19 protein-coding genes and 1 riboswitch are annotated in these 19,530 nt (G+C 74.2%); of the genes, 11 read left to right on the top strand and 8 right to left on the bottom strand.

Going from position 1 to position 19,530, the window contains the following annotated elements; all coding sequences use genetic code 11:
* The first annotated feature begins 2 nt into the window (after positions 1-2).
* The 8 genes from MICAU_RS17970 to MICAU_RS17935 all read left to right on the top strand — a co-directional run bounded on the left by MICAU_RS17970 (position 3) and on the right by MICAU_RS17935 (position 8,001).
* Positions 3-1,040 (top strand): glycosyltransferase family 4 protein, encoded by a 1,038-nt coding sequence (locus MICAU_RS17970; protein WP_013286763.1) that lies wholly within the window; start codon positions 3-5, stop codon positions 1,038-1,040.
* On the top strand, positions 1,037-1,846 hold the full coding sequence (locus MICAU_RS17965) for a small ribosomal subunit Rsm22 family protein (protein WP_013286762.1): 810 nt from the start codon (positions 1,037-1,039) through the stop codon (positions 1,844-1,846). The genes MICAU_RS17970 and MICAU_RS17965 overlap by 4 nt, the downstream gene beginning before the upstream one ends.
* 102 nt (positions 1,847-1,948) lie before the next feature.
* Positions 1,949-2,890, top strand: coding sequence for a lysylphosphatidylglycerol synthase transmembrane domain-containing protein (locus MICAU_RS17960; RefSeq protein WP_174361799.1), 942 nt, complete (start codon positions 1,949-1,951; stop codon positions 2,888-2,890).
* A 69-nt stretch (positions 2,891-2,959) separates the two neighbouring features.
* The gene (locus MICAU_RS17955) at positions 2,960-3,589 is read left to right on the top strand and encodes a GTP cyclohydrolase II (protein WP_013286760.1); all 630 of its coding nucleotides are present in this window, start codon (positions 2,960-2,962) and stop codon (positions 3,587-3,589) included.
* Complete coding sequence (locus MICAU_RS17950; RefSeq protein ID WP_013286759.1) at positions 3,586-4,275, top strand: RibD family protein; 690 nt, start codon at positions 3,586-3,588, stop codon at positions 4,273-4,275. Before MICAU_RS17955 ends, MICAU_RS17950 begins: the two co-directional genes overlap by 4 nt.
* Positions 4,276-4,382: 107 nt before the next feature.
* The gene (locus MICAU_RS17945) at positions 4,383-6,062 is read left to right on the top strand and encodes an extracellular solute-binding protein (RefSeq protein ID WP_013286758.1); all 1,680 of its coding nucleotides are present in this window, start codon (positions 4,383-4,385) and stop codon (positions 6,060-6,062) included.
* Positions 6,059-7,084, top strand: a complete 1,026-nt coding sequence (locus MICAU_RS17940; protein WP_013286757.1) for an ABC transporter permease — start codon at positions 6,059-6,061, stop codon at positions 7,082-7,084. The genes MICAU_RS17945 and MICAU_RS17940 overlap by 4 nt, the downstream gene beginning before the upstream one ends.
* A complete protein-coding gene (locus MICAU_RS17935) occupies positions 7,081-8,001 on the top strand; it encodes a carbohydrate ABC transporter permease (protein WP_013286756.1) in 921 nt (306 codons plus the stop codon). Before MICAU_RS17940 ends, MICAU_RS17935 begins: the two co-directional genes overlap by 4 nt.
* A gap of 13 nt (positions 8,002-8,014) precedes the next feature.
* Here the strand turns inward: MICAU_RS17935 and MICAU_RS17930 are convergent, their stop codons facing one another.
* From MICAU_RS17930 to MICAU_RS17910, 6 genes are all read right to left on the bottom strand, one after another.
* Positions 8,015-8,752 (bottom strand): amino acid ABC transporter ATP-binding protein, encoded by a 738-nt coding sequence (locus MICAU_RS17930; RefSeq protein WP_013286755.1) that lies wholly within the window; start codon positions 8,750-8,752, stop codon positions 8,015-8,017.
* A complete protein-coding gene (locus tag MICAU_RS17925; RefSeq protein ID WP_013286754.1) occupies positions 8,749-9,519 on the bottom strand; it encodes an amino acid ABC transporter permease in 771 nt (256 codons plus the stop codon). Before MICAU_RS17925 ends, MICAU_RS17930 begins: the two co-directional genes overlap by 4 nt.
* Positions 9,520-9,557: 38 nt before the next feature.
* Positions 9,558-10,412 (bottom strand): ABC transporter substrate-binding protein, encoded by an 855-nt coding sequence (locus tag MICAU_RS17920; protein ID WP_013286753.1) that lies wholly within the window; start codon positions 10,410-10,412, stop codon positions 9,558-9,560.
* Positions 10,413-10,521: 109 nt separating this feature from the next.
* Entirely contained in the window at positions 10,522-10,647 is a 126-nt protein-coding gene (locus MICAU_RS33480) for a hypothetical protein (protein ID WP_013286752.1), read from the bottom strand.
* A gap of 33 nt (positions 10,648-10,680) precedes the next feature.
* Positions 10,681-10,791, bottom strand: a riboswitch (SAM riboswitch).
* Between the two features lie 55 nt (positions 10,792-10,846).
* The gene (locus MICAU_RS17915; RefSeq protein WP_013286751.1) at positions 10,847-11,497 is read right to left on the bottom strand and encodes a hypothetical protein; all 651 of its coding nucleotides are present in this window, start codon (positions 11,495-11,497) and stop codon (positions 10,847-10,849) included.
* A gap of 108 nt (positions 11,498-11,605) precedes the next feature.
* Positions 11,606-13,081, bottom strand: a complete 1,476-nt coding sequence (locus MICAU_RS17910) for an NAD(P)/FAD-dependent oxidoreductase (RefSeq protein ID WP_013286750.1) — start codon at positions 13,079-13,081, stop codon at positions 11,606-11,608.
* 181 nt (positions 13,082-13,262) lie between these two features.
* Between MICAU_RS17910 and MICAU_RS17905 the strand changes: the two genes are divergently transcribed.
* Positions 13,263-14,507, top strand: coding sequence for a hypothetical protein (locus MICAU_RS17905; RefSeq protein ID WP_013286749.1), 1,245 nt, complete (start codon positions 13,263-13,265; stop codon positions 14,505-14,507).
* A gap of 76 nt (positions 14,508-14,583) precedes the next feature.
* Here the strand turns inward: MICAU_RS17905 and MICAU_RS17900 are convergent, their stop codons facing one another.
* Positions 14,584-17,133 (bottom strand): hypothetical protein, encoded by a 2,550-nt coding sequence (locus MICAU_RS17900; RefSeq protein ID WP_013286748.1) that lies wholly within the window; start codon positions 17,131-17,133, stop codon positions 14,584-14,586.
* Positions 17,130-18,464, bottom strand: coding sequence for an SWIM zinc finger family protein (locus MICAU_RS17895; protein ID WP_013286747.1), 1,335 nt, complete (start codon positions 18,462-18,464; stop codon positions 17,130-17,132). Before MICAU_RS17895 ends, MICAU_RS17900 begins: the two co-directional genes overlap by 4 nt.
* Before the next feature lie 59 nt (positions 18,465-18,523).
* Between MICAU_RS17895 and MICAU_RS17890 the strand changes: the two genes are divergently transcribed.
* Both MICAU_RS17890 and MICAU_RS17885 read left to right on the top strand, forming a co-directional pair.
* Entirely contained in the window at positions 18,524-19,066 is a 543-nt protein-coding gene (locus MICAU_RS17890; protein ID WP_013286746.1) for a GNAT family N-acetyltransferase, read from the top strand.
* A 37-nt stretch (positions 19,067-19,103) separates the two neighbouring features.
* Positions 19,104-19,514, top strand: coding sequence for a hypothetical protein (locus tag MICAU_RS17885; protein ID WP_013286745.1), 411 nt, complete (start codon positions 19,104-19,106; stop codon positions 19,512-19,514).
* Positions 19,515-19,530: the final 16 nt, after the last annotated feature.

Below are 19,530 nucleotides of genomic sequence, written 5' to 3'. Positions count from 1 at the left end.
GGATGACAGCCGTCCACGTGGTGCTGCCGGGCGACATCGACGACCCGGCGGACCCCAGCGGCGGCAACGCCTACGACCGGCACGCCTGCCGGGGCCTGGCCGCGCGCGGGTGGACGGTACGCGAACACCAGGTTCCCGGCGGCTGGCCACACCCGGGGCCACGGGAACGCGCCGACCTGGCCGGACTGCTCGGCGGGCTGCCCGACGGCGTCCCGGTGCTGCTCGACGGCCTGGTGGCCTCGACCGTGCCGGACGTGCTCGCCCCGCACGCCGCGCGGCTGCGCCTGGTGATCCTGGTGCACCTGCCGATCGAGGGCGAGACGGAGGCACGGTCGCTGGCGGCGGCCACCGCAGTGGTCGCCACCAGCGCGTGGACCCGCGACCGGCTGCTCGACCGCTACCGGCTGCGCCCCGAACGGGTGACCGTCGCGCCACCCGGCGTCGACCCGGCGCCCGTCGCCGACGGCACGCCCGGCGGGGGACGGCTGCTCTGCGTCGCGGCGGTCACCCCGGTGAAGGGCCACGACGTGCTCGCCGCCGCGCTCACCGAGATGGCCGACCTGGACTGGACCTGCGACTGGGTGGGTCCGACGGACCGGGACCGCGCGTTCGCCGACCGGCTGCGCGGACGGCTCACCGCTACCGGTCTCGCCGGCCGGGTCCGGCTCACCGGTCCGCGCACCGGACCCGACCTGGCCGCCACGTACGCGGCAGCCGATCTGCTGGTTCAGCCCTCCCGGCGGGAGACGTACGGGATGGTGGTCACCGAGGCGCTGGCCCGGGGCGTACCGGTGCTGGCGAGCGACACCGGCGGCCTGCCGGACACGCTCGGACACGCCCCCGGCGGCGAGCGACCCGGCCTGCTGGTGCCGCCGGGTGACCCGGGCGCGACCGCCGCGGCGCTGCGCCGCTGGCTCACCGACCCGGGCCTGCGGGACCGGCTGCGCCGCGCCGCCCGGCAGCGGCGGCACACCCTCACCGGCTGGCCGGTCACCGTGGACCGGCTGGCGACGGCACTCAAGGAGGCGACCGCGGCATGACCACCTCACTCCCGCCCGGCTTCGCGGACTGGCTACGACTGCGCGAGCCCGCCGACGCGGCGGCCCGCAGCGCCGAGCTGGCCGACGCGGTCCGCGACCGGCTGCCCGCCGGCCGGCCGATCGTCGTGCACGACCTGGGCAGCGGCACCGGCTCGATGGCCCGCTGGCTCGCGCCCCGGCTGCCCGGCCCGCAGCGCTGGGTGCTGCACGAACGCGACGCGGACCTGCTGGCGCTGGCCCGGGCCGGACGGCTCACCGCCGCCGACGGCACCGAGGTCTCGGTGACCACGCGTGGCTCCGACGTCACCCGGCTGACCGCCGCCGACCTGGCCGACGCCCACCTGATCACCGCGTCCGCGCTGCTGGACATGCTCACCGCCGAGGAGGTCGAGCGGATGGCGGCGGCCTGCGCCGGCCACCCGACGCTGTTCGCGCTCACCGTGACCGGACGGGCCGAGTTCACCCCGCCGGACCCGCTGGACGGCGAGCTGACCGCCGCGTTCAACGCCCACCAGCGTCGTACCGTCGACGGCCGGGTCCTGCTCGGGCCGGACGCCGTGGACGTCACGGTGGCCGCGTTCCGCCGTCACGGCGTCGAGACGCTCGTGCGGCCGACCCCGTGGCGGCTCGGCCCGGAGCAGGCGGAACTGGCCGCGGAGTGGCTCACCGGCTGGGTCGACGCGGCGGTCGAGGAACGACCGCATCTGTCCGGGCCCGCCGCGACGTATCAGAAGTGGCGGCTCACCGAGGCCGCCGCCGGCCGGCTCGAGGTGGTGCTGCACCACGCCGACCTGCTCGCCGGCTGAACCGTACCGGCTGCTGGCACGTGACAACCGGTGGGAACAAGGGAGGACCGTTTGTCACACGTCGCCGTCGCCGGACCCGTACCGGCCGTCGCATCCGTACCGATCCGGCCACGCCGGGCCCGGCTGAACGGAGCCTGGGTACGCCCGCTGCTCGGGCTGGCGGTGCTCGCCGCGCTCGTCGCCTCGGTGGGCACCGGCCCGTTCCTGGCCGGGCTGCGGCTGATCGACGCGCCGGCGCTGGCCGCCGCGCTCGGCATCGGCGTGATCACCACCGTCTGCTGCGCCTGGCGCTGGTCGCTGGTAGCCGGTGGGCTGGGCGTACGGCTGCCGATGCGCGCCGCGGTGGCGCACTGCTACCGGGCGGTCTTCCTCAACTCCACGCTCCCCGGCGGCGTGCTCGGCGACGTGCACCGGGCGGTACGGCACGGCCGCGACGCCGGGGACGTGGCCCGCGGCGTCCGGGCGGTGGTGTGGGAGCGCACCGCCGGGCAGGTGGTGCAGGTGGTCATCGCGGTGGCGCTGCTCGCCGCGTTCCCGTCGCCGGTGCGCCGGTACCTGCCGGCCCTCGCGGCCGTGCTCGCCGTGGTCGCGCTGGCGCTGGTGCTCGCCGCCCGCGCGGTGCCCCGCTCCGGGGCGTCCCGGCTCGCCCGGGCCGCCCGGACGGCTGTCGCCGACGTCCGCTCCGGGGTGCTCGGCCGCCGGACCTGGGCCGGCGTGGTGGTCGCCTCGACCGTGGTGTTCGCCGGTCACCTGGCCACGTTCGTGGTGGCGGCCCGCACGGCCGGCGCGGAGGCACCGCTGTCGCACCTGCTGCCGCTGACGCTGCTCGCCCTGCTGGCCATGGCGGTGCCGTTGAACGTCGGTGGTTTCGGGCCGCGCGAGGGAGTGGCCGCGTGGGCGTTCGCCTCGGCCGGGCTGACCGCCGCGCAGGGTGTGGCGACGGGCACGGTGTACGGCGCGCTGGTCCTCGTGGCCAGCCTTCCCGGCGCCGCGGTGCTGCTGGCACGGCGGATGCCTCGGCGCGAGCCCGGCAACTGTCGGTGATCCCGCCTACGGTGGGGGAGCGAGGTGTGCGTCGCCGGGTCCGCCCGGCGACCGGAGGACAGGAGAACCATGGACGAAACGCTGCCCACCGCGACGGTCCGGACCCGCGTGACGGTTCCGCTCCGGTTCCCCGACGGCTACGTGACCACGGCCCGCGTGCACACCTTCCACGGTCTCGTCGACGGCCGCGAGCACCTGGCGTTCGGGCTCGGTGAGCACGCCGAAGCCGACCCGCCGCTGGTCCGCCCGCACAGCGAGTGCCTCACCGGGGACGTGTTCGGCAGCCAGCGCTGCGACTGCGGCCCGCAGTTGCGCGAGGCGGTCGAGCGGATCGCCGAGGCCGGTGGCTACCTGCTCTACCTGCGGCAGGAGGGGCGCGGCATCGGCCTGTACGCCAAGCTCGACGCGTACGCCCTCCAGGACGGCGGCCTCGACACGTACGAGGCGAACCTGGCGCTCGGGCGCGGTGCGGACGAGCGCGACTACACGGTGGCCGCGCAGATGCTCGCCGCGCTGGGCGTGGACCGGGTGGCCCTGCTCAGCAACAACCCGGACAAGGCGGCGCAGCTCGAACGGCTGGGCGTGACGGTGGCCGACCGGGTGTCCACCGGTGTGCACCTGTCACCGGCGAACGCGGGCTATCTGGCGGCCAAGGTGACCCGCGCCGACCATGCCCTCGACCTGCCGTTCGTGCCGTGACGACCCGCCCGTACGTGCTGCTCAGCTGCGCGATGTCGATCGACGGCTACATCGACGACGCGACGACCGAGCGGCTGCTGCTGTCGAACGACGACGACCTGGACCGGGTCGACGCGACCCGGGCCGGGTGCGACGCGATCATGGTGGGCGCGGCCACCGTCCGCCGCGACGACCCTCGCCTGCTGGTGCGCAGCGAGCGCCGGCGCGCCGAGCGGGTGGCGCGCGGGTTGCCGCCGTCGCCGGTGAAGGTGACTGTCACCGGCAGCGGCGACCTCGATCCGCAGGCCCGGTTCTTCACCGCCGGTGACGGGCTCAAGCTGGTGTACTGCCCGAGCGGCGTGGTGGACAAGGCCCGCGAGCAGGTGGGCGCGGTGTCCACGGTGGTGGACGCCGGTGATCCGGCCACTCCGGAGGCGGTGGTGGCCGACCTGGCCGGGCGCGGGGTGGCGCGCCTGATGGTGGAGGGCGGCGGCTCGGTGCACCGCCAGTTCCTGACCGCCGGCCTGGCCGACGAGTTGCACCTGGTCGTGGCGCCGTTCTTCGTGGGGGACGGGCGCGCGCCGCGCTTCGTCGGGGACGGCCACTTCCCGTGGCACCCGGGGCGCCGCGCGCGCGTGGTCGAGGTGCGCCAGATCGGCGATGTGGTCCTCACCCGCTACGCGTTGTCCGACCGCTGCCCGGCCTGACCGCCGTGTCGATCCGGTCCGCCCTTGTGCAAGCTCATCGACGTGATTAGTTTGTTGACCATCCATACGAACTAATCCACTGCGCTTCCCTTCCCGAAGGGGGACCGATGACCGCGCACCACCCCGACCCGGGCTCCTCCCGCCGCCGCTTCCTCGGCCTGGTCGGCCTCGGCGTGGCCGCCACCGCCACCGGCCCGCTGCTCGCCGGCTGCTCGGAGAAGCCGGCCGGCTCCGGCACCGCCCAGGACCTCGACGCCGTCTCCGGCCTGCTGCCCACCCGCAAGGACCTGCCCGGCGCCGTCAAGCCCGACATCGTGGGCACCCGTCCGGTGCCCGACGGCTACACCCGCTATCCGGCGAACCTCGTCGACGCCATCACCGACAAGCCCGGCACCAGCGGCAAGCAGGTCACCGCGATGACCCCCGCCTGGGGGCCGGCGCCGCCCGGAGTCGCGCAGAGCGCCTACCTCCAGGCCGTGAACGCCGAGCTGGGCGTGCCCGTCAACTTCACCATCCAGGACGGCGCCACGTACGCCGACAAGCTCAACGCGATGCTCGGCGCGCGGGACGTACCGGACCTGCTGTGCGTGCCGGGGTGGGAGGTGGAGAAGATCCCGCGCTTCGCCGAGGCGATCAAGGTGCTCTTCGAGGACCTGACCGACCACCTCAAGGGCGACGCCGCCGGCGCGTACCCGATGCTGGCGAGCTTCCCCACCGGGGCCTGGCGGCGCGCGGTCTGGAACGAGCGGATCATGTCCGTGCCGAACCCCACGGACGGGCCGTTCCCCTGGGCGCTGTTCACCCGCAAGGACCTGCTCGACGCGCGTGGCCTGGCCGTGCCGGCGAACCTCGACGACCTGCTCGCCGTGGCCAAGCAGGTCACCGACCCGGCGCGCAAGGTGTGGGCGTTCAACGACGTCTTCGCCATGATCCAGATGTTCCACAAGGTGCCGGGCCACAAGGGCGGGTGGCGGGTCAAGCCCGACGGCACCCCCGAGTTCAAGTACGAGACCCCGGAGTTCCGCCGCGCACTGGAGGTCATGGCCAAGATCTACGCGGACGGCCTGGTCCACCCGGACATCGTGGCCAGCAAGGGCGCGGACGCCAAGCAGCTGTTCGCCAAGAACGGCGCGATCGTGTTCCACCAGGACGGCGTCGGATTCTGGCAGGGCGCCCAGGCCGAGCACCAGAAGACCAACCCCAGGCTGAACATCCAGCCGGTGCCGATCTTCTCCGCCACCGGCGGCGACCCGCTGGTCTGGGGCGACGACGAGCCGATCTCCTACACCTTCGTCAAGAAGGGCCTCGGCAAGGACCGGGTTCAGGAACTGCTGCGGATCATCAACTGGTGCTCCGCGCCGCTGGGCAGCCAGGAGGCCCAGCTACGGGACTTCGGCGTCGCGGGCAAACACCACACCCCGTCGCCGAACGGTCCCGTCAAGACCGACCTGGCGTTCAAGGAGATCGCCAACCAGTACTTCTTCATCAGCGGCCGCAACCCCACCATCGGGCCGTTCCCGGACACCCCGCGCTTCGTGCCGGACGTGCTCGCGTACTCCAACGAGATGGTCAAGCACATGGAGCCCAACCCCTGGGCCGGGGTGAAGCTGGAGATGCCCGCGGCCTACAAGGCCAACCAGGTGCCCACCGAGGACAAGTTCACCGACGTGCTGCGCGGTCGCCGACCGCTGAGCGACGTGGACGCCATCGTCGCGGAGTGGAAGGCGAACGGCGGCGAGGAGGCCCGCAAACTGCTCGCCGACTCGCTGCCCAAGGAGGGCCGGTGAACGAGCCGGCCGTCCTGGCCGGGCCCGAACGGGCCCGGCCGGACGCGCCGGCCCCACCGGGCCGTCCGCCCCGCCGTCGCCCGTCCCGCCGCCGGGTGCCGCTGCGCACCCGGCTGCGCCGGGACTGGCAACTGCTCGCCATGGTGGTGCCCGGCTTCCTCGTGCTGCTAATCTTCAGTTACCTGCCGATCGCCGGCAACGTGATCGCGTTCCAGGACTACAACCCGTACCTGGGCGACAACCCGTGGCAGGCGTTCCTGCACAGCGACTGGATCGGCTTCGGGCAGTTCCAGCTGCTGTTCGACGACCCGGCGTTCTGGGACGCGTTCCGCAACACGCTGGCGATCACCGCGTTCCAGCTCGTCTTCTTCTTCCCGCTGCCGATCCTGCTGGCCATCGCGCTGCACAACCTGATGTCCAGCCGGCTGCGCGGCCTGATCCAGACGATCGTCTACCTGCCGCACTTCTTCAGCTGGGTGCTGGTGGTCACGTTCTTCGTCGCGATGCTCGGCGGCGCCGGGCTGCTCGCCCAGAGCATGCGCGAGGCCGGGATGCAACCGTGGAACGTGATGACCAACCCGGACACGTTCATCGTCCTGGTCACCGTCGAGGCGGTGTGGAAGGACGTCGGCTGGGGCACCATCGTCTTCCTCGCCGCGCTGTCCACCATCGACCAGAATCTCTACGAGGCCGCCGCCGCGGACGGCGCCGGCCGGTGGCGGCGGCTGTGGCACATCACGCTGCCCGGCCTGCGCCCGGTGATCGTGCTGCTGCTCATCCTGCGCCTGGGCGACGCGCTCTCGGTCGGCTTCGAGCAGTTCCTGCTGCAACGCGACGCCGTCGGCCGGCAGGCCGCCGAGGTGCTCGACACCTTCGTCTACCACTTCTCCATCGCCACCGGGAACTACGGCTACGGCGCGGCGGCCGGACTCTTCAAGGCCGTCATCGGGCTGGTGCTGATCCTGGCCGCGAACCGCGTGGCGCACATGCTCGGCGAACGAGGGATCTACTCGAAGTCATGACCACGCTCATCCGCCGGGCGTCCGGCACCCGATCCCGCCGGCCGGTGTGGCAGGAACCGCCCACCCCGGTCGGCCAGGGGCTCAAGGCCGTCGCGCTCACACTGCTGGTGGCGGGCGTGCTGTTCCCGCTCTGGGTGATCCTGGTGACCAGCCTCTCCTCCCGGGAGACCATCGCGCGGGCCGGCGGCCTGGTGGTCGTGCCCCGGGGGATCGACACGTCCGCGTACGAGACCATCTTCGCCGGTGGCGCGGTCACCCGGGCGCTGTGGATCAGCACGCTCGTCACCGTGATCGGCACCGCCATCGCGTTGACGGTCACCGTGCTCGCCGCGTACGGGCTGTCCCGGCCGGGCTCGCTGGGCCACCGCTGGCTGCTGGCGTACTTCCTGATCCCGTTCCTGGTCTATCCGCCGCTGGTGCCGCGCTACCTGGTGGTCACCGGGCTGGGCCTGAAGGACACCATCTGGGCGCTGGTCCTGCCGCCGGCGATCAGCGTGTTCAACCTGGTCGTGGTGCGCGGGTTCTTCCAGGGCATCCCGTCGGAACTGCTGGACAGCGCCCGCATCGACGGCGCGAGCGACTTCCGGACGCTCGCGCGCATCGTGCTGCCGCTGTCCCGCGCGGTGATCGCCGTGGTCGGCCTGTTCTACGCGGTCAGCTACTGGAACGTCTGGTTCGACGCTCTGCTGTTCATCGACCGCAACGACATGTACCCGATCCAGCGGGTGCTCCAGAGCTACCTGCTGGCCGGGCAGGCCCCGCACACCTCCGGCGCGAGCAGCGGGGTGACCATGCCGCCGACCGAGGCGATCAAGATGGCGGTGGTGGTGCTGACGGTCGCCCCGATCGTCGCTGTCTACCCGTTCATCCAGCGGCACTTCGTCAAGGGCGTGCTGATCGGCGCGGTGAAGGGCTGAGGCCGCAGGTCCGTCAGAGCACCTGGGACAGGAAGCGCCGCAGCCGCGGGTGCTCCGGTGCCTCGAACACCGCCTCCGGCGGCCCGGCCTCCAGCACCACGCCCGCGTCCATGAACGCCACCGTGTCGGCGACGCTGCGCGCGAACCCCATCTCGTGGGTGACCACGACCATCGTCATCCCGGCGGCGGCCAGGTCCGCCATCACCGCCAGTACGCCCTTGACCAGCTCCGGGTCCAGCGCGCTGGTCGCCTCGTCGAACAGCATCACCTGCGGGCGCAGCGCGAGCGCCCGTGCGATGGCGACGCGCTGCTGCTGGCCGCCGGAGAGCTGCGCGGGCCGCGCGTCCGCCTTGCCGGCCAGGCCGACCAGGTCGAGCTGGGCGCGGGCCAGCGCCACCGCCTCGTCCTCGCTCAGCTTCTTGAGCTTGCGCAGCGCCAGCGTGATGTTGCGCAGCACGCTCAGGTGCGGGAACAGGTTGAACTGCTGGAACACCATGCCGATGCGCTGACGCAGCGCGTCCGGGTCGTCGCGCAGCACGCTGCGCCCGTCCAGCAGCACGTCACCGCGGTCCGGCTCGATCAGCCGGTTGACGGTGCGCAGCAGCGTCGACTTGCCGGAGCCGGACGGGCCGATGACGCAGGCCGCGCGGCCCCGGGCCACGTCGAGGTCCGCGCCGCGCAGCACCCGGTGCGCGCCGAAGGCCAGGTGCACGTCGCGGACGGCCAGGCTGACCGAGGTCGTGGTGGTCATCGCGGGTCCTTTCCGGACGGGGTGAGGTCGGCCGGCTCGGTGTCGGGCTCGGGCGGCGCGGCGGGGCGGCCCTGCCGCAGGCGCCGGTCCAGCCAGTTGACCGCGTGGGTCAGCGGCACGGTCAGCACCAGGTAGAACAACCCGGCCAGCAGCAGCGCGGACTGGTTGCCGGTGTTGGCCGCGTAGTCCTGCCCGATCCGGAACAGCTCCCGCTGGCTGGCCAGCAGGCCGAGGAAGTAGACCAGGCTGGAGTCCTTGATCAGCGCGATGAGCTGGTTGACCCAGGCGGGCAGCACCCGGCGTACTCCCTGCGGGATGATCACCAGGCGCATCGCCTCACCCCACGAGAAGCCGAGCGCCCGCGCGCCCTCCAACTGGGCGGCCTCGACGCTCAGGATGCCGGCCCGGAAGATCTCACCGAGGTAGGCGGCGGCGATCAGGGACAGCGCCAGCACGCCGAGCGGATAGGGGTTCGGGCCCCACACCTGCATGCCGAGCGGCGCCAGGCCCACGCCGATGAGCAGGATGGTCGCCGCGGCCGGCAGGCCGCGGAACACGTCGGTGTAGACCCGCGCCGGCCACCGCAACCATCGGGTACGCGAGATGCCGGCGACGGCCAGCAGCATGCCCAGCACCGAGCCGAGCAGGGCGGCGGAGACCGCCAGGGTGAGCGTGTTGGGCAGCCCGACGGTGAGCATCTCGGGCAGCGCCTCGCGCATCGAGTCCCAGTCGAAGAACGTCTCCCACAGCGTGCTCAGTGGATCCATGTCCGCTCCGTCCGCCCCGCTCGTGCTCGGTTACCGGTTCAGGAGGCGGCCGACGGCGACGGCACCGCCACCGACCCGCTGCCCGGCTTGAAGTCGGCCGGGACCGGCCGCCCCGGGTAGTACTCGGCCTGCAGGCGGCTCCACGTGCCGTCGGCGATGACCTCGTCGAGGCCCTTGTTCAGCGCCTCGCGCAGCTTGTCGTCGCCCTTCGCCACCGCGTACGCGGTCGGGGTGGGGCTGAGCTGCTTCGCCGCGACCTTGATCTTGCCGTTGCTGTCGGCGGCGGACTTGTCGCCGATCTCGGCCGGGGCGATCCAGGCGTCGGCGGTACCGGCCTTGAGCTGGTTGATCGCGCTGTTGTAGTCGGGCACCCGCACCGGGTCGAGGTTCTGCTTGGTGGCGTAGTCGTCCTGCACGGTGCCCTGGACCACCACCACGCGCTTGCCGGCGAGCTGGTCGAAGCCGGTGATCGGTGAGCCGGCCGGCACGTCCAGGCCGAAGTAGCCGAAGTCGTAGCCGTTGCCGAAGTCCACTGTCTTCTTCCGCGCCTCGGTGATCGTGATCGAGGAGCTGCCCACGTCGAACTTGCCGCTGTTGACCTGGGCGAGCAGGCCGGAGAAGTCGGTGCCGACGAACTCCACCTTCAGGTCGATCTTGGCGGCCACGGCACGCAGCAGCTCGTTGTCGAAGCCGGTGAACTTGCCGTCCTTCAGGAAGACGTTCGGCGGGGCGTCGGTGAGCGTGCCGGCGCGGATCACGCCGGGCTGGAGCAGGCCGTACGGGTTGTCGGCCGCGGTGGTGTCGTCGTTGCCGCAGGCGGTGAGCGCGGTGACGGCGAGCAGGGCGGCCGCGCCGACGGCGACGGCACGGGTCAGGACGGTACGGAAACGCACGATGTCTCTCCAGAGTGGATGGACGCGCGGGGTGCGCGTCGGCGCCGGCCCGCCGGACGGACGGCCGGGCCGGAGAAGGGTGGATCGGGGAAAGGAGGGTGGCGTTCGCTCAGCGCGCGAGGCGACAGGCGTCGCTGCACACCCGCATCAGGTCGACATGGCGGCGCTTGACCAGCGCGAAGCGGGCCGGGTACGCGGCGACGTCGCCGGATGGGGTGGAGGGTGGTGCGGACATCGGTCTCCCTGGTCTGGTGCTGACCTGGGTGCCAGGCCACGCTTGCACCGGCGGCTGCCGGTGCCTGGTCTTCACCCGGGGCACCCCACCGCGGAGGAGGGTTGCCGGCCAGCGAGCCGGGGCTTCGCGCTGGCGCTCATGACCTGCCCAGAAGGCTAGCAGCACCGCCGCGGCGGTCGTCCAGCGGTTATGACCACCCTCACGCGCCGGGGCCTTCAGCCGGTTCCGTTCCGGCCGGACCGCGGAGCCGGTCCTCGATGTCCGGGATGACGAAGCAGATCTCCAACGTCTTCAACTCGGCCCAGAACCGCAGCACGACGCTCCGCCAGGCGGCGCCACCCGCGACGGCGAGCAGAGCCGGCCCGGCGAGGACCGCCGCGGTCCCGCCGAACCCGCGACCGGCTTCGACAACGGCCAGGACCGCGCCGAGAAGCAGCGGCACCGTGGCGTTCCGCATCATCAGCCCGATCGCCCGCATCCGTGTCGCCTCGGCGGCCACCTCCCGGTTGTGCAACTCGGCCGCTGCGAGCAGCACCCCCCAGGGCGCGGTGAGCATCCGCGAGCCGGCCGCGCCGAGGGCCTGCTCCGCGAACACCCGGCGGGCGTCGAATCGGCCCCAGTTCCAGAACGGCAGTGCCCGGTCGACGACACGACCGAGGCCGTACGTGGCGTTGCCCAGCACGTAGGCGAGCAGCAGGGCCAGGAGCAGGAGCAGCGGCGTGGGCTGCCGGCTCAGGTCGTCCAGCCGCACCCAGTCCTGCCGGACCGCGAGGTAGGCGGACAGCGTGAGGTAGAGCGACCCGGGGGTGAGGTAGGTGAAGAGGTCGAAGATGCCGATGCTGAAGGTCATCAGTCCTCGCAGGGCCCGGAGGTGGCGACGCCGGAAGGGGGCCGGTCCCGGTCCACGCTAGGTGACCGGCACAACGCCGCCCGTCACGACCACCTCACGCCCGGGGCCTCACCGCCGGGCCGGGACGACCGGCGCGTCCCGGCCGGTGCCGTGCCGCGACGGGCTGCGCTGCTCGTGGTAGTCCTGCTCGACGTTGACGGTCCAGACGTCGTGCTCCGCGCCGTGCGCGATGTTCTCCGCGGTCAGCATCGCGGTGAGCATGGAGTGGTCGGCGTTGTTGTACCGGTGCATGCCGTTGCGGCCGACCGGGTGCACGTTCGGCACGTTCGCTGCGAGCCAGTCCCGGATCACGTCGACGTTGCGCTGGTACCGCTCGTCGTAGACCGGGTACGCCTTCGGCATCCGGACCACGTAGCCCGCCTCCACGCACCCGGGCTTGACCAGGCCCAGCCGTTCCAGCTCGGCGGTGGCGAACGCGATCAGTTCGGCGTCCGGCGTCCGCCACATCTCGTCGCCCTCGAACACGAAGTACTCCAGCCCCAGGCAGGTCCGCCCGTCCTTCACCAGGTACGGCGACCAGGAGCCGAAGTTCTGGATCCGGCCCACCCGGGCCGCCGGGTCGTGCACGTAGATCCAGTTGTCCGGGAACGAGAACTCCTCCGGCACCACCAGCGCCACGGTCAGGAAGTCCCGGTACCGCAGGTCGTCGGCGGCGGCCCGCACCTCGGGCGGCGCCTCCGGGCGCATCGCCCGCACCAGCGCGGAGATCGGCATCGAGGAGATCACGTGCGCAGCCGGCTCGGTGCGCTCCCCGCCCGCGTCGGCCACCGTCACGGCGGTGGCCCGCCGCGCGGCCGGATCCCGGTGCACCTCGGTCACCCAGACGCCGGTACGAACGGTGCCGCCGCGCTTGGCCACCTCCTCGGCGCAGCGCTCCCACATCATCCCGGGGCCGTGCTTCGGGTACTGGAACTCCTCGATCAGGCTGGTCACGTCGGTGCGGTTGCGCCGGGGCAGCAGCGCGTTGCGCACCGCCGTCGCCAGCGACAGGTTCTTGATCCGCTGGGCGGCCCAGTCGGCCTGCAACCGGTCCGCCGGCATCCCCCAGACCTTCTCCGTGTACGTCTTGAAGAAGATCGAGTAGAGCCGCCAGCCGAACCGCGCCGACACCCACCCCTCGAAGTGCGACTGGTCCTTCGGCGGGCGCAGCCGGGCCCGGCCGTACGAGCCCAGACAGCGCGCCGCCTCCAGCAGGCCGAGGTTGCGCAGCGCGTTGCCGGCGCTGAGCGGGTAGTCGAACAGCGCGCCCCGGTAGTAGATCCGGCTCATCCGTGGCCTGAGCAGGAAGTCCTCGTCGGGGAGGATCTCGTGCCAGAAGTCCTCGACCCGGGACACCTTGGTGAAGAAGCGGTGCCCGCCGATGTCGAAGCGCCAGCCGTCGCGCTCCACCGTCCGGCTGATCCCGCCCACCACGTCGTCGGCCTCGTAGACCCGGACCGGCTCGCCGTGCCGCAGCAGCTCGTACGCGGCGGTCAGCCCGGCCGGCCCCGCCCCGATGATCACGGTCCCGTCGCCGTCGCCCATGCCGTACGCGCCCCCCGCCTGCCGATGCGGCAGCGCGCATACCCACCCTGGCGGCGTCCTCACCTGCCGATCAGCGCCGATCCGCGACGGCTGCGCCGGGTGTGGACCGGTCCGGACGGGGAACGCGCACCGGGTTTTGCGGCCGGGCGAGTCGGCCCGAGGGCCGGACGGTGGGAGCGCGATGGCGGACGAACGGCGGGTCGACCCCGGCGGCGGGGCGCGCGCCGGGCGTACCCGGTGGTGGTCGCGGGGAGTCTCGGTCGCCCGCCGGCTGCCCGAGCCGTGGGGATTCGTGCTCGCCGTCTTCGCCGGCTCGAAGCTCGTGCTCAGCCTGATCGGCGTGCTGGTGCTCACCGCCTGGGACGGAGTGCCGGGCGCGCCGCCGGCCGACGAGACCGCGATGCGGGCCCAGCAGGACGCGATCTCGTCCCACCGTTGGTTCTCGCTCTGGTTCGCCTGGGACTCGTTCCTCTACGAGCACCTGGCCCGGCTGCCGCTGGACCGGCCCTGGCCCGACTTCGGCTTCCCGCTGCTGTACCCGTTCCTGGCCCGGCCGCTCGCGCCGCTGCTCGGCGGGCACACCGCATGGGCGCTGCTGCTCGTGAGCAACGTGGCGCTGGTGTTCCAGCTCTACTACGCGTACCGGCTGGGGGGCCGGCTGCTCGGCGGCGCGGGAGCGGCCGACGGCCGGCGAGCGGTCCGGTACCTGCTGCTCCTGCCGACGGCGTTCCTGTTCCAGGCGGCGCTGACCGAGTCGCTGTTCGTCTGCCTCGCGCTGGCCGCCTTCTGGTACGCCGAGCGGAGCCGCTGGCTGCTCGTCGGCGTCGTCGGCTACTTCCTGGCGATGAGCCGCTCGGTCGGGTTCCTCGTGGTGGTGCCGCTGGCGCTGGTGCTGCTGCGTGAACACGGCTGGCGGGCCGGACCCCGGGCGTGGCCGCGGCTGCTGCGGCAGGGCTGGCCGCTGCTGCTGGTCCCGGCGGGCTGGCTGACGTTCATGGCCTTCTGCCGCTGGCAGAGCGGCGACTGGTTCGCCTACCAGCACGCCCAGGAGACCGGCTGGGGGATCCGGCTGCAGAACCCGATCGCGACGGCCGCGTCCGCGCTGACCGGCGGCAACTCGGCCGACGCGCTGCGGGTCTGGATCGCGGTGGCGACGCTGGCGGTGGCGGTCGTCGGGCTGCGCCGCCGCGCCGACTGGCCGTACCTGGTCTACACGCTCGTCATGGTGCTGGTGCCGCTGTCGATGGGGCCGCCGGTGTACAAGAGCCTGCTGCGCTACCTGCTCGCCGCCTTCCCGGTCGCGTTCGTGCTGGCCCGCTGGTCGCGGCGGCCCGGCCTCGACGGCTGGCTCACCGCCGCGCTGGCGCTGCTCCAGGGCGCGTTGTTCGCGGTCTGGCTCACGTACTGGACCCACCTGATCATCTGACCGCCGTGGCTGTGGCCGTGGGCGCTGCCCGGCGGTTGACACCCGACGACGCCAGCCCGTGCGACGACGTGCCGGCTCAGGCGGCCAGGGCGGTGGTGAGCCGGCGGGCCTCGGCGACGAGCCGGCTGCCGCCGCCCCGGGCCACCACGTCGGCCAGCCCCGGTACCTCGATCCGCACGCCCGTCGCGGTCGCCGTGTCCGCCGCCAGCGCCAGCAGGTCCGGCGTGCCCCGGGGCGGCGTCGGCGCGCCGAGCAGCGGCGGCAACGCCGAGGCGAGCAGCCGCCACACGCTCAGCGGGGCGCCCGCCGCCACCGCGTCGCGCAGCGGCGTGACCGCCCGGGTCAGCGTCACCTGCCCGCCGGACGCCAGCGCGCCGAGGTGCCCGCCGGTCGCCGGCGCGTCCAGGTCACCGGCGGCGGCCAGGATCAGCACCGCGTCGAGCGCGGCCACCCGGTCCGCCTCGTGGCGGGCGCACAACCCGTAGGCCAGCGCCAGATCGAGGGCCGGTCCGCCCGCGCCCGTGCACTCGGCCAGCACCGGCAGGGCCGCGGCGTGCCCGAGGGTGTCCTCCTGCGCCGCGCCGGCCACCTCGGGCAGCAGGTGAGCGGCGACCACGCCCCGGTGGCCGGGCAGGACGGCCGGCCAGACGTCACCCCAGCCGTCGGTCCACCGGCCGATCGGCGTGGGCGTCAGGGTGAGCAGGCCGAGCCGGTCCTCGACGCCGTCCGGCGGGGTGAGCGCGACGAGCGTCCGGCCCTCGGGCAACTGGTCGTAGCCCCAGTCGTACCCGGCCGACCGCGCCCGCCGGCCCACCGTCACCACCTGCTGCGCGGGGGCCGGCACGGCGTCGCCGCGCAGCCAGCGGGCCAGCTCGTCACCAGCCGGCGTGCGCAGCGCCGCGGCGCGTTCGGCCAGCGGCCCGTCGACGCCGGCCGGCAGGCGCAGCAGAGCCTGCGCGAGATCCCAGCGCCACACCGGACGGTCACCCAGCGCCGCCAGCCGTTCGTAGAGCGCCACCGGCTCGATCGCCCCGGTGACCGAGGTCGGCGCGGACAGCAGGCCCGGATCGTCGCGGCCGTCCAGCCGCTGCCCGATCTCGGCCAGCCGGGTGCAGGCGAGCTGGACGGGCGCGGGCCGGCGGGTGGCCGGAACCGGCGGACCACCCCGGAACGGGAGCGGCGCGCGCGGGCGGGACTCGGCCAGCAGCGTGCTCCACTGGTCGCGGCGGGTCGCCGCCTCGGCCGCGCCGCAGACGGCCAGCAGGAGCCCGTGCATCTGGACCGAGATGTTGAACACCGACCAGGGATGGTCGTACGCGCCGACCCGCTCGCGGCGCACCACAGGCAGGAGCGCCGCCGCGAGCCGTTCGCGGTCGGCGGTGCCGAGCCGGACCAGCCCGTCCATGACGCGTTCCGCCGTCAGCGCGGGCCAGCGTCGGCCGAGCGACGCCGCGACCTCCTCCACCAGTTCGTCCACGTCCTGGATCGGCGGCGGCGCGGCCGCTGCCGGCAGCGGCGGCGGCAGGTCGTCGCGGGCCTCGGCCACTGAGGCGACGGCCACCGGCCGATGACCGTGGCGCTGCGCCAGCGTCAGCGCGCGCTCACGCAGGCCGGCGTCCGGATGGCCGGCCGCCACGGCGAGCACCGCACCGATGTCCGGGGCCCGGTCCGGGTGCTGCCGGGCCAGCCGGTCGAGCCAGGACACCTGCGCCCGGACCAGCGCCTTTTCCGGCCGGGCCAGCACCGTCCGGGCGGCCTCCCACAGTGCCTCGGGCTCGGCGACGTCACCGGCCTGCCGCAGCGTCCGTTGAGCGGCGCGGGCCACCGGCCCGGGGCCGTCGGCGAGCAGCCGCAGGTAGGCGCTCGACCGCACGGCCACCTCGTCCGGGGTCGGCGCCAGCAGGTCGTGCAGGACCAGGAACGGGCGCAGCGCGCCCGGCCGGTCGCCACGCAACAGCCGGCCCAGGACGCCGTTGAGCAGGACCGCCCGGTCGAGCCGGCCCTCCGCGGCCAGCGCCACCAGTGCCCGGGGCACCGCCTCCGTGCCCGTACCGTCGCCGCGGGCCAGCTCGGTGCCCACCCCGTCCACCTCGAACAGGCGCGGCAACAGCGCGTCGAGGAACGGGTCCGCGCGCAGCCGGTCCACGGTCGGCGGTCGCGTCCCGCGCGGGTCCGGCCAGCCCTGCGCCGCGGCCCAGCCTCGCACGAAGTCGTCCCCGGTCGGCGGCGGAGCCTTCTCGGCCGTCAGGAGGCCGGCGACGAACCGCCAGCCCGCGACCATCCGGTCCCGGGGGAGCCGGTCGGCCAGCTTGTACGCCACGTCGGCCAGCCAGGTCACCCCGCGTTCCCGGGCGACGTCGACCACCGGCGCCGCGTCGACGCCGTTCAGCCAGACCGAGCGGCGGCCGAGCAGCGCGGCCACCTTCGTCGGGGTGCTCAGCGTCCCCACCGCTGCGACCGCCAGCGTCGCCGCCTCGCCCTGCCACCACCAGGCGTCCCGCCTGCGGCGCACGTCGGCGACCAGCTCGTCGCCGAGTGCCCGCCGGGCCGGCTCGTCCAACCCGGCCAGGGCCGACCGGACCTGCGACATCCTGCCGCGCACCACCGCCTCGACGAAGCCGGTCACGACAGCGCCCCCACCGGCGCCGCGACCATCGACACGGCCAGCGCGTGCCGGCACGGCCCTCGCTGCCCGCGGTGCCGCGCCCACCAGCGGCAGGAACAGGAGTACGCGCCGTCCGGGTGCCGGCGTACCCGGTAGGTCTCGGCATCGGTGCGTACCGTCGCGTTCTCGCCGTCGCGCTCGACGGCGCCGCGCTCGACGAGCGCACGCGCGCCGACCAGCCGCGGGTTGTCCCGCTCCGCGCGGCCCGCGTCGTAGGGCATCACCCGGTGGAAGTACGCCCCGTCCGCCACGTCGTACCCGACCCGCCCGGCGGTGCCCAGCTGGGCGAGCGCGGCACGCACCCGCTCGTCGGGCAGCGCGGCGGCGTCGGCCAGCGCGGCCACGTCGATCGCCGGATCCCAGTTGAGCAGCGCGCCCACCAGCTCCGCGTCGTCGACCACGTCGTCACCGGCGAGCGCCGCCAGGGCGGCGCCCTCACCGGAGAAACCCCGGTACGGCTCGGGGGACAGCGTCAGCGACAGCCGCAACGCCCCGGTGTCCAGCTCCCACGTGCTCGGCACGGCGGGGGAACCGGCGCGCACCGCCGGGCCGTACACCCGCAGGGTGCGCGTGTGCCGCAGCACGCCGCGCAGCGCCGCGAGCCGGCCCGCGCCGGCCAGGCAGACAGCGCCCGGCACCGGGCGGGAGGTCAGCCGCAGCGTACGCCCGGCGGGCACCGCCCACAGCACACTCCGGTCGCCGGCGGCGGGCAGCCGGCGCAGGAACGCCGCCGCCTCCGCCGCCGCGATCTCGGCGCGCGGCTCGAAGCCGGCGGTGAGCACGTGCACCTCGGCGAAGCCCCGCAGCCAGCGGCCGGGCAGCGGCACCTTCCGCTCGACCACCGAGCCGTCCATGGTGGAGACGGTCAGGTCGTCCGGGCCGACCGCCACGTGCAGCGGCTCGATGCCGCCCACCCGGGCCAGCGCCTCCCGCAGCGGCGGGTTCACGTCCACGTTCGTGGTGCCGTGGCCGCTGATCTCCCCGTCCAGCCCGGCCGGCAGCACGTCCATCCGCGCGTACACCCCGCAGCAGCCGGAGAACGACTCGAACCGCAGGCGGCCGCGGCTGCCGGTCACCACCGGGTCCAGACTGGCCGGGTTGACCGGCTGGTGGTAGCGGGTGCGGGCCACCTCGGCGACGGCGAGCAGCCCGGCCGCCGCCGCGGCGGGAGCGGTGAGGAAACCGGCGAAGAAGCGCGGGTTGGCCGCCGGGCCGCCGCAGGTCTGCAGGTCGAGACCGGCGGCGCGCAGCGCGGACGGCTGAAGATATCGGTACGTCTGGACGGCGTTCACGGCGCAGACCGTAGAGGGACCGACCGACAAAAGCGCGACGGTCCTGCTAGCTTCCCCTGATGTTCGCCCACGCCCTCACCGACGACGCCGAGCTGCGTCCACTGTCGCCCTGGCACGCCGACGAGTTCCTGGCCAACCTCGACCGCTGCCGCGACCACATCTCGCCCTGGGTCGGCGCGTCCTTCGTCGCCACCGACGCCGAGTCGGCACGCAAGGTCCTCCAGGCGTACGCCGACCGGTGGGCCCGCGACGACGGCGGCATCTGGGGCATCTGGCAGCGCGGCACGCTCGTCGGCGGCGTGCTGTTCGTGTCGCTGAGCACCGAACGCGGGGTGTGCGAGGCCGGCTGCTGGCTGGAACCCGGCGCCGAGGGACAGGGCCTGGTCACCCGCGCCGCCCGCTTCGTCATCGACTGGGCGGTACGGGAGCGTGGCATCCACCGCGTCGAGTGGGTCACGAAGGCCGGCAACGACCGCAGCATCGCCGTCGCGCGGCGGCTCGGCATGAGCCGCGACGGCGTCATGCGCGGCGCCGCACCGACGCCCGACGGCCGCGCCGACCTGGAGGTCTGGTCCGTGCTGGCGCCGGAGTGGACCGCCTGACCGGGAAATTGTCGTACCCGGACGTGAACATCTGTCCATGGCTGTCCCCGCACTGGCCGACCGGTCCCCCCAGCCGCGCGCCCTGCCGCTGCGCGAGGTCCGCACCCGGCTCACCCAGCTCGTCTCCCTGGCCGAGCTGACCGACACCGTCACAGTCGTCACCCGCGACGGCGACCCCCGGCCGGTCGCCGCGATCGTGCCCGCGTCCGCCGCCCGCACCGGCGCCCAGGCCCGCGCCGACGCCGAACGCGTCGCCGCGATCAGCGCCGGCTGGGCCCGCCGCCTGGAGGAGCTGCACCGGCAGTCCAGCCGGCGGCACGCCGCCGAGCTGCGGGCGCTGGCCGACGCGCTCGCCGAGGCGTGGGCCGAACTCGACCGCCGCGCGCCGGCCGGCGACGCGGCGCTGACCCGGCTGCGCGCCGCGCACGCCGACCTGCTGCGCCGCTGACCCGTGGCGTCCCGCC

It is taken from the genome of Micromonospora aurantiaca ATCC 27029, assembly GCF_000145235.1.
In the GTDB taxonomy this organism is placed as follows: domain Bacteria; phylum Actinomycetota; class Actinomycetes; order Mycobacteriales; family Micromonosporaceae; genus Micromonospora; species Micromonospora aurantiaca.
This window is presented reverse-complemented; position numbering and strand designations above follow the sequence as displayed.